The organism is Pseudoteredinibacter isoporae, from assembly GCF_011602085.1.
Taxonomy (GTDB): domain Bacteria; phylum Pseudomonadota; class Gammaproteobacteria; order Pseudomonadales; family Cellvibrionaceae; genus Pseudoteredinibacter; species Pseudoteredinibacter isoporae.
Genome location: NZ_JAAONY010000006.1, coordinates 1 through 8,400, shown reverse-complemented (window position 1 = coordinate 8,400; position 8,400 = coordinate 1). Strand labels below are relative to the sequence as shown.

Below are 8,400 nucleotides of genomic sequence, written 5' to 3'. Positions count from 1 at the left end.
ATTGCGCATAATGAATCGCAGCGATTATGTATCTAAGCCGTCAGGTAGCCTCTCAGAGCGCCTGACGGCTTTTTTACATCAATCGCAATTATGCGCACTATCCTCAATCAGTCCCAAAATCTTATCTCAATAGCTCGATCTGACAGGCCGACTTGGCTTCCGATCGGAAAGCTTTCCGTTACTGAGTAACGTTTTCAGCTATCCGTTCAATTACCTTGCTAAAGCTTTCGCCATCTTTTTTTATGGCCTTAAGTTTGTTGTAAACATGGCTTTGCACTTCAATTGTGACCGGTTTGGTAAACATATCTTCCGACATTCGCCTGCGCCTTCTGTCTTGCCTTATCGCGTTTTTCAGCGCTTCTTTTTCATAGGGTGGCCAGCTATCAATAATGTTGTTTAACTCTTCTATACAAGCTCTTCTCTCGTCCTCACCAAACTTTTTTAGTATCCATCTGCACGCATATTCTTTGTCGAGCTCTTCAAGTTTCCAGGGTTTTCTTCCGGCCATTTTTCACCTCAAATTCGTGACTGTGTAACGTAAATAAAATATAAATCATTTCCGTTACATAGTCACGCAATGGTTTACGATCGGAGATTAAAATACACCGCAGGGCATTTGAAAGGCCGAGCCCCTTTTACTGATTAACCGCTTTTCAGCGTAGACCTTGCGTCGTAGCGTGAGTGCGCTAGCGCTCATGGGGGCGACCGAAGGGAGGGAGGGGCAGCGCCCCTGATTAACCGGCAAGCGATAGCGCGCAGGCGACAGCCGGAGATTGGCTTCCGGTTTCCCGGTCGCCGAATGGCATACGGGGTACTCTAATACCCCGTATCACTCCCATAACGGGAGTTTTAATTGTCTAGCTCTATCTCTCCTGACTTTGTAATTCTTGCCATTTTCAGGCTTTTTTCGATCAATATATGAGCTAATTCACTTTCCCTAATTGGCATTTTTTCTAGTGCCATTAGCTGCTTGTTTAGCTTCACGCATTTCGCGTGTAGAGCCTGCTGTTCTTGCTTCGTAAACCTCATGGTGGCCGGCATTCTTTTTCCCCACTAAGCCCGTGAAGGCTTAAGTATATATGCATACATGTTGACAACTGGGCTGTATATTTGTATACATGCATGCCATATTTCAACTTGTTACATGCATGCACGTATATTTGAGGCCTTTCATGTGGGATAAAGCAGACATTCGCATACCATTTGCTTTCGAGCATGTGCATGCCCTGAGTAGTCGGCACTCTGATTCCATAGAGGGTTTTATTCGCATTCCTGACTATGACTTTCCGGCTAATTGCGATGTCGCATTCGTTGACGGCTCAAAAGTCTACGCTGAGCCAACCGCTAAAAAATGGGGTTCTATCAGCTCTGGCATTTCAACCGTTGCGGTAGGTTTTTTTCCTGAAGGTAATGGCTTTTATCGCTGGCCTCACATTTCCGTTAAAGCTTCACCCTCAAAAATTCTGCAAGGCCACAACGTTTTTGGCACCGAGAATATTGCGCACGGAACAGCGCAGATGATTGCATTTGTTGAACAGGCATTCCCTAAGATTTTTGCTCACCTTGATATTGATAGGGCCGAGATACGTTATCTCGATAGCACTTACTCGGCATTCATTCCTTCGGAATATCAGCGCGATCAGGTTATCAGACTCCTGGAGTCACTGTTCCCGAATAAGTCAGATATTTCTCGCCATGTTGGCTATCTACAGGGCAACAAAAGCTCCGAGTACCACCGCCAGAAAGTCTACTACAAGGCGCAAGAGCTTGAGCATGACTTGGATACTGCCAAGCGTAAAAACGAGAAGGAGAGGGCAGCTATTCTTTCTGACCGCCGCTTGCATGACTTTGCATTTGGACGACTCCGTTTCGAGGGAACAACGGGCACAAGGGCATTGGAGCGCTTGGGCATCCCCACAAATTACAAACAGTTTTTGAAGTTTCACAATTGGTACGAGCAGACTCACGGCGAACCGCTATGCCGGTATTTATGGCGCAATTGTTTTGATAAATATCTCGCCCAGTTAGAGGGCCACACTATGAAGAATGTTGATGATAATCAGATCAAGTTAAAAATTGATGCAAAATTTATTTCCGTAAAGGCTAACGGTCGCGTATGCAAGCGTAAGGCTAATGCCATCTGGAGAACCTATCGTGACATTAAGTCCGAAGGTTACGATCAGCTTGCCTCTGAGAATAGCTCCACGTTTTTCCGCAACGTCAAGCTATTAGAGTCTTGCGGCTTGTCTCGCGCATTCCTCAAGTCTCTAGACCCCAGAAAGCCGGCTGACAATGTTGTTCCGCTTGTCCAGTTAATCAAGATCGACTTTTCCAATCAGCGCCCAAATTGGTACGAGGAGCCCGTTAGTGGCTTCGAAGATCGTCGCCGCCATTTGCGCGCAGTCAGTTAAACCAACCAGCCCCGGAGGCTCTAAAAATGTTAGGCACTTTAAAAGGCAAAATCACACACGAACAGTTTCATAACGGCCAGTATTTCTATCGCATCATCGAGGCCGCTCCTGATCAGTATTCGCAACCAAACAGCTTCAAGGTCAAGTCTGGCACCCAGCTAGGCCAAGTCGGCAACGAAGTACAGATCAATGTTCGTGTTACTGGCTTTGTTCGTGAGAAGCCGTACACGGACAAAACCACAGGTCAGCAGAAAGTTTTCGAGGAAAAAATTGTTAACCTTGAATTCGTCAATTTGCCACCTAAAAAATAGGCTTTCAAAAAGCCCCTGTTAACAGGGGCTCTCTGGTGAACTTATGTACATAGTTTGTGACGGAACAATCGGACAGGTCGGCAACACCATTACCTGTACTGGCACTCTGCAAACCATCACCGAACAGGAGTTGGTTTCCAAAGTGGTGGAACAAGTCCCTCCGCCATTCCCAGAACTGGAACCTTCCCAGCTCACAGCAATTATGGCCGCTACAACATTGTTTTTGGCGGTCTGCTGGATGGGTAAAAACTTTATGGGGCTGCTTAAAAACACAAAAACAGAATAGTGAATATCGGGCAAAAGAGCACACAAAGTGCATTTACTTTCAAACTAAATGAGGGGTATTCACCCATGAAAAAACTGTTGAAGAAGGGCCGCAATATGGCTCAAAACGCAAGTCGTAAAGCTGGTCACTTGGCCTTGGTTGCTGGTACTGCTGTTGCCGCTGGTAGCGCTAATGCCGCTATCGATGCATCTGCTGTGACCACTGAAATTACAGCCGGTATTGGCATTGTTGAAACCATCATTGTTGCAATGCTGGGCTTCGGTGTGACTTTCTTGGTTGGCCGCTCTCTGTACGGTCTGGTCAAGCGTTAAATGCCCGTTGCCTCCGCCCCCTCTCTCCGTAGGGGGGCGGGGGATTTTTTAAAAGGGTTCCCCAATGCTCTCCATGTATATCCTTCTAGTTTGGCTCACAGGAATGAAAATCCTGTTCGACTCATGAATAATTTAATTTTAAAGCTCTTTTTCTCTGCCTTTATTTTTCTGCTGCTTCTCACCGCTTCAACTCGATCATTTGCTTACAACGAAATTTATTTAGAAGTTCACGGCACCTATGAGTTTTGTCAGTCATTTTGTTCTGGTGGCGACACTCGTAAGGATTATCAAACTTCTTGTAGTAAGGTCGATTATGAGAAAAGGCCCAATGGTTCACTAATCTCAATTACTAGTACAAACTGCCCGTGGAGTACAACGTGCCCCTCTGGTCAAGCTCACGAGACCACCGGCCGCTGTGCTAACGATAACGATGGCGATGGCGAACCTGATAGTGAAGATTCCGACGACGATAACGACGGTGATCCAGATGATAGCGATCCGCATCCAAATGATCCCGACTGTAGTAGTAGCAGCTTCGATCAGTTTAAATGCCCGGGCCCTGGTAATTCTTCGTCAACGTCTTCCAGTTCTGGCAGCTCAACCAGCGGATCAAGCACAACGGGTTCGTCTTCCGATGGCAGCACTTCAGGCGGCTCAACATCTTCAGGAAGCACAACAGGAAGCTCTACAACGTCAAGCTCCTCTGGTTCATCTACCAGCACAACCTCAACCACAAGCACTTCATCAGGTTCTACTACTGGCGGTGGTTCTACAGGTTCAAGTTCTGGCGACGGTGGCGATGTTTCTAGTTCAAGTTCTGGTGATGGCGGCTCTTCCAGTGATGGCAGCACTTCTGGCAATGGCAGCTCGTCCGGCGATGGTGACGGCAGTACGTCTGGCGATGATTCATCAACAACCAGCGGAAGCTCAACCGGTAGTAGTACAAGCTCATCCAGCAGCAGCTCTGGTTCGTCTGGCACGAGTTCATCCAGCAGTGGTGATGTATCGAGTACTGGTACATCATCAACCAGTGGTGGATCAAGCAGCGGTCACACCAGTGGTAATGGCGGCTCATCAGGAAGCGGTACAACGTCCAGTTCTGGCTCATCAAGTTCCAGTTCAAACTCAAGCGGCTCGACGTCAAGTTCCAGCTCTACAAGTTCCAGTTCAAGTTCCGGCTCAAGTTCTGGCGATGATTACAATGGCCCGGTATACACCTGTCCAGGCGGTGCTACGCCAGACGCTTCAGGCCGTTGCCCTCCAGACGATGAATGTTTCGGCGATAGCTGCCCAATCCCAAATATTTGTCAGGATGGCTGGCCGCCTTTAAACGGGAGTTGTGATCGAAACCCGCCACAAATTTGTCCTGGTAGCGGTGTACCTGTTTGGGATTTGGCAACTTGCCCAACCGATCCGGACTCTTCCAGCTCTACCTCTGGCAGTTCAACAAGCTCATCGTCAACAAGTTCAAGCGGATCGACCACTAGTGGTTCCAGCACAACCTCAAGCTCTTCAGGTAGCAGCTCCGGAACGCCTCCGACCAGTTCGACAACCAGTTCATCTGGTGGCTGTCCTAATGATGCTGATTGCGATGGTGATCCAGATAATACCGATCCGTTCCCCAATGATGCCGATTGTTCTAGCTCTCGCTTTCATCAATTTAAATGTCCCGGCTCTGCTGGTTCTTCTTCCGGTAGTGGTGATTCTTCTGGTGGGGATTCATCCGGTGGCGATTCATCCGGCGGTGCCGGTGGTGGTGGCGAGTCTTGCGAGCAAGCGCCAAAGTGTGGCGACGGTGATCCCATTATGTGCGGCATTCAATTGCAGACTTGGAAAACTCGTTGCCAGGGTGAGGGGGCTAAAGGTGGCAAGTGTGACTCTGAAGCTCCACCCGAATGTGTTGGCGGAACGGTCCAGTGTGAAATGCTTATTCAGCAGCACACTTTGCTTTGTGGTGAAGAGGTCAAGCTCTCTGATTTTGAAAAAGCTTTTAAGGCTGAAGAGCTAGACGACGATGAAAAACTGGAAGAAAACTTTCTTGGCAAAGAGCGAACCAAGGAAGCGGATCAAGACATCAATCAAGTGTTTAATGGTTTGGTGCCCGCGACTATTGGTGGTCGTGCTTTAAGTGATCAGTGCTTCCCGGTTTCACCGATCAGTTACAAAGGTGCCTCAATTTCAATTGATGTTAAACACGTTTGTACGCTGCTCGAAGTTATCTCAATGCTTCTTTATCTGGCCGCTTACGTCACGGCCTTCCATATCTTGTTCAGAGCTTTAACAGAGGGTTAACGTTATGCCATTACCCGCAATAGTTGGTGCGGCCGTTTTACCGACACTGGCCGCTTTTTTAATTCGCGCTTTGGTCGCTCATTTGATCATGCGAACCATTACATCCCTTGGGATTTTTATCTTGTCGTTTGCTGCTATTGAAACAGCATCCAGTCGCGTCACAAGTTACTTTGAACAGGCGCTCAATTCAGTGTCTGGCGATGCGTATTTTGTCGCTGACATGCTCGGCTTTTTCGATTGTGCAAACATCATTATTTCAGCGTATGCGGCTGCACTTTCGATTCGTCAAATTCGTGGTGCGTATAACCGTTTGATCTTTGGGCAAAACAAGGAATAGTAAAATGCTTTATCAAGTTACCGGCACACCCGGGCAGGGCAAAACCCTGAATACTATTAAGTTCGTCAATGAGTCCAAGCAATTTAAAGATCGACCGATTTATTATTTCGGCATTAAGGATCTCGATGAATCGTTTGGCTGGGTAGAACTCACTGAAGAAGAGGCTTTCAAATGGCCTGAGCTTCCTTCTGGTTCGGTGATTATATTTGATGAGGCGTATAATATTTTTCCCGTTCGCCATGCCTCAAAAAAGCCACCGGAACACGTTAAAAAGCTCGCGACTCACCGACACCAGGGTATGGACATTATTCTGATCAACCAAAAAATATCGGGTCAGGTTGATCCGTTCATTAAAGGTTTGATCAACGAGCATCATCACTATGATCGAATCTTTGGCAGTAGTGCGGTCAATCGTTTTGTCTGGGCCCGTTGTTGCGACAATCCGAATTCACCAAGCGAGCGCAAGTCAGCAAATACAGTTTTGTGTAAGCTGGATAAAACTTACTTTGGAAAGTACCACTCAGCCGATCAACACACCCATACAACTCAATATCCTAAAGGTAGAATTGCGTTGCTTCTCGGCGCAATTGTTCTCTGTATCAGTATGGTTTATTACGCTTATGCTCAGCTTTCCCCGCAACCACCTACGGCGCCAAATCAACAACAGTTCAATGATGGTTTTTCTGATCCGGCATCTTCGCCTACCGATGTTAAAGACCCGTCAAAGCTGACATATGCTGAATCTTACACACCAGAAATTGATGGTATGCCTTGGACTGCTCCGGTTTATAAGGACGTAATGCAACCCGTTACTTATCCAAAACCAAATTGTGTCAAGTGGAGTGAACACGAGCGCCCAGAATCAACTGACAAAATGAAGGGTTGTCATTGCTTTTCGCAGCAGGGCACCCGCATGAATGTGAACGAGACACTGTGCAAGGCAATCGTTGCTGGCGGCTTCTTTGATGTTACAAGGCCTGATCCTGATCAGGAGTCACAAGAGGGTTATATGCGCGTTTCTCGCGGTGAATCCGAGCCAAGCCAAGGTCAACTTGCTGCACAAGAATATCGCCGTAGGCACCCGCAGACATTCTTTCTCAATGATCGAACCCGTTACAGAAATTTAAAATCAGGCCAATAAGCTTCGGTGGATACTATGCCTAAATCAGCCTCAGACATTCGCGTTAACCTGCTTGCCTTGATCGCTTCTTCAGTCGTGCTTTACTTGCTGATCGCTTTTACTGAGCTGCCCAATGATCGGGTTTTACAGATCGTAGCTTTTGTCCTGTTTGTTCCAATGGCGATTAGTGAATTTCTAAATTCACCTCGTATTAAACAGCCGGTAAAAAGAGTAGGGCGCATTACTGAGATTTTTCCTCGCTCCATTGGTGTTCTAATATCTGTCGGCTCTGTGGCATTTGTTTACTGGTTGCTGCCTGAATACTCCGGCACCTTTTACGATCCGTTTTACAAGCTTTGTCATGACTATGGAAAATTTCTTGTAATAGCGTTGCCGTTTTATATTGGCTTTGTTGTTAAATATATTGATGATTCTAAGGATGGCTATTATTCACTGGGTATGGCTGTTCTGGGTGACAGAAGCTATCTCGATGCTGATCAGCTTAAGCACCACTTTTTAGGCTGGGCTGTTAAGGGCTTTTTTTATCCGTTGATGTATATCTATGCCCTGGGAAAAATCGAATGGATTAAATCAATATCCATTGACTTCGATACCGCAACATTTTTGGAATTTTTCGATATAGCGATAGGGTTGCTGTATTACGTTGATTTAATCTTTGTGGTCGTTGCTTATCTGTGTACCTTAAAACTTTTTGGCGCGCACATCAGGACGGCTCAGACAACATTGCTCGGCTGGTCGGTTGCTCTCGCGTGTTATCAGCCATTTTGGTCGTTCGTTTCCAGCTACTACGTTAAGTATGGCAATGGCCTTGTGTGGCACCAGTGGCTATCCGATCAGCCAGCCTTAATCTATCTGTGGGGGTTCGTAATCATTGCGCTTACAGCGGTCTATACGATGGCCACTGTTGCATTCGGCTTGAGATTCTCAAACCTGACAAACAGAGGGATAATTACCTCCGGTCCGTATCGATACATGAAGCATCCGGCGTATTTCTGCAAGAATTTAAGCTGGTGGTTTATCTCAGTCCCGTTTGTTGTGGTGTCTGATTGGGAGCAAGCGATCAAATGCTGCCTGGCACTTTTAATGCTCAATGGCATTTACTATCTGCGGGCCAAGACGGAAGAAAAACACCTTTCCACAGACTTTACCTATGTTCGGTACTCGCTGGAGATCCGCTCCCGCTGGAAAGCGGCTAACTGGCGTCAGCCAATAGCCGCTAACCAGCGGGCTATCTGATCCTTGCATTCAATTCCTTATGGCGTTTCGGCTTCTGTCAGGCCGTCTGACAAACCCTATGGATTGCGCATAATG

12 protein-coding genes are annotated in these 8,400 nt (G+C 47.0%); 8 read left to right on the top strand and 4 right to left on the bottom strand.

The features are described from left to right. Positions 1–178: 178 nt before the first annotated feature. Both G8768_RS20800 and G8768_RS20795 read right to left on the bottom strand, forming a co-directional pair. Positions 179–508 (bottom strand): antitoxin VapB family protein, encoded by a 330-nt coding sequence (locus G8768_RS20800; RefSeq protein ID WP_166844040.1) that lies wholly within the window; start codon positions 506–508, stop codon positions 179–181. A 341-nt stretch (positions 509–849) separates the two neighbouring features. After that, a complete protein-coding gene (locus G8768_RS20795) occupies positions 850–1,041 on the bottom strand; it encodes a hypothetical protein (protein WP_166844038.1) in 192 nt (63 codons plus the stop codon). Positions 1,042–1,172: 131 nt separating this feature from the next. On the opposite strand from G8768_RS20795, the gene G8768_RS20790 reads away from it, so the two are divergent. The 4 genes from G8768_RS20790 (at position 1,173) to G8768_RS20775 (ending at position 3,319) form a co-directional block, all read left to right on the top strand. Beyond that, complete coding sequence (locus G8768_RS20790; RefSeq protein WP_166844036.1) at positions 1,173–2,411, top strand: phage/plasmid replication protein, II/X family; 1,239 nt, start codon at positions 1,173–1,175, stop codon at positions 2,409–2,411. 26 nt (positions 2,412–2,437) lie between these two features. Further along, on the top strand, positions 2,438–2,722 hold the full coding sequence (locus G8768_RS20785; protein ID WP_166844034.1) for a hypothetical protein: 285 nt from the start codon (positions 2,438–2,440) through the stop codon (positions 2,720–2,722). A 43-nt stretch (positions 2,723–2,765) separates the two neighbouring features. After that, positions 2,766–3,008 (top strand): hypothetical protein, encoded by a 243-nt coding sequence (locus G8768_RS20780; RefSeq protein ID WP_166844032.1) that lies wholly within the window; start codon positions 2,766–2,768, stop codon positions 3,006–3,008. A 65-nt stretch (positions 3,009–3,073) separates the two neighbouring features. Continuing rightward, positions 3,074–3,319: a major capsid protein gene (locus G8768_RS20775; RefSeq protein ID WP_166843628.1), complete on the top strand. Its 246-nt coding sequence runs from the start codon at positions 3,074–3,076 to the stop codon at positions 3,317–3,319. 539 nt (positions 3,320–3,858) lie between these two features. On the opposite strand, the gene G8768_RS20770 is transcribed toward G8768_RS20775, so the two are convergent. Both G8768_RS20770 and G8768_RS21210 read right to left on the bottom strand, forming a co-directional pair. After that, a complete protein-coding gene (locus G8768_RS20770; RefSeq protein WP_166844030.1) occupies positions 3,859–4,299 on the bottom strand; it encodes a hypothetical protein in 441 nt (146 codons plus the stop codon). 251 nt (positions 4,300–4,550) lie between these two features. Further along, positions 4,551–4,676: a hypothetical protein gene (locus tag G8768_RS21210; protein WP_279546499.1), complete on the bottom strand. Its 126-nt coding sequence runs from the start codon at positions 4,674–4,676 to the stop codon at positions 4,551–4,553. Between the two features lie 35 nt (positions 4,677–4,711). Between G8768_RS21210 and G8768_RS20765 the strand changes: the two genes are divergently transcribed. The 4 genes from G8768_RS20765 to G8768_RS20750 are packed head-to-tail and all read left to right on the top strand — an operon-like array spanning position 4,712 to position 8,325. After that, positions 4,712–5,611 carry a hypothetical protein gene (locus tag G8768_RS20765; RefSeq protein ID WP_166844028.1) on the top strand — a complete coding sequence of 300 codons (900 nt, stop codon included), beginning with the start codon at positions 4,712–4,714 and terminating at the stop codon, positions 5,609–5,611. Between the two features lie 4 nt (positions 5,612–5,615). Beyond that, entirely contained in the window at positions 5,616–5,948 is a 333-nt protein-coding gene (locus tag G8768_RS20760; RefSeq protein ID WP_166843579.1) for a DUF2523 family protein, read from the top strand. A gap of 4 nt (positions 5,949–5,952) precedes the next feature. Then, positions 5,953–7,089 (top strand): zonular occludens toxin domain-containing protein, encoded by a 1,137-nt coding sequence (locus tag G8768_RS20755; RefSeq protein ID WP_166844026.1) that lies wholly within the window; start codon positions 5,953–5,955, stop codon positions 7,087–7,089. 15 nt (positions 7,090–7,104) lie between these two features. Beyond that, positions 7,105–8,325, top strand: a complete 1,221-nt coding sequence (locus G8768_RS20750) for an isoprenylcysteine carboxylmethyltransferase family protein (protein WP_166844024.1) — start codon at positions 7,105–7,107, stop codon at positions 8,323–8,325. Positions 8,326–8,400 lie beyond the last annotated feature (75 nt).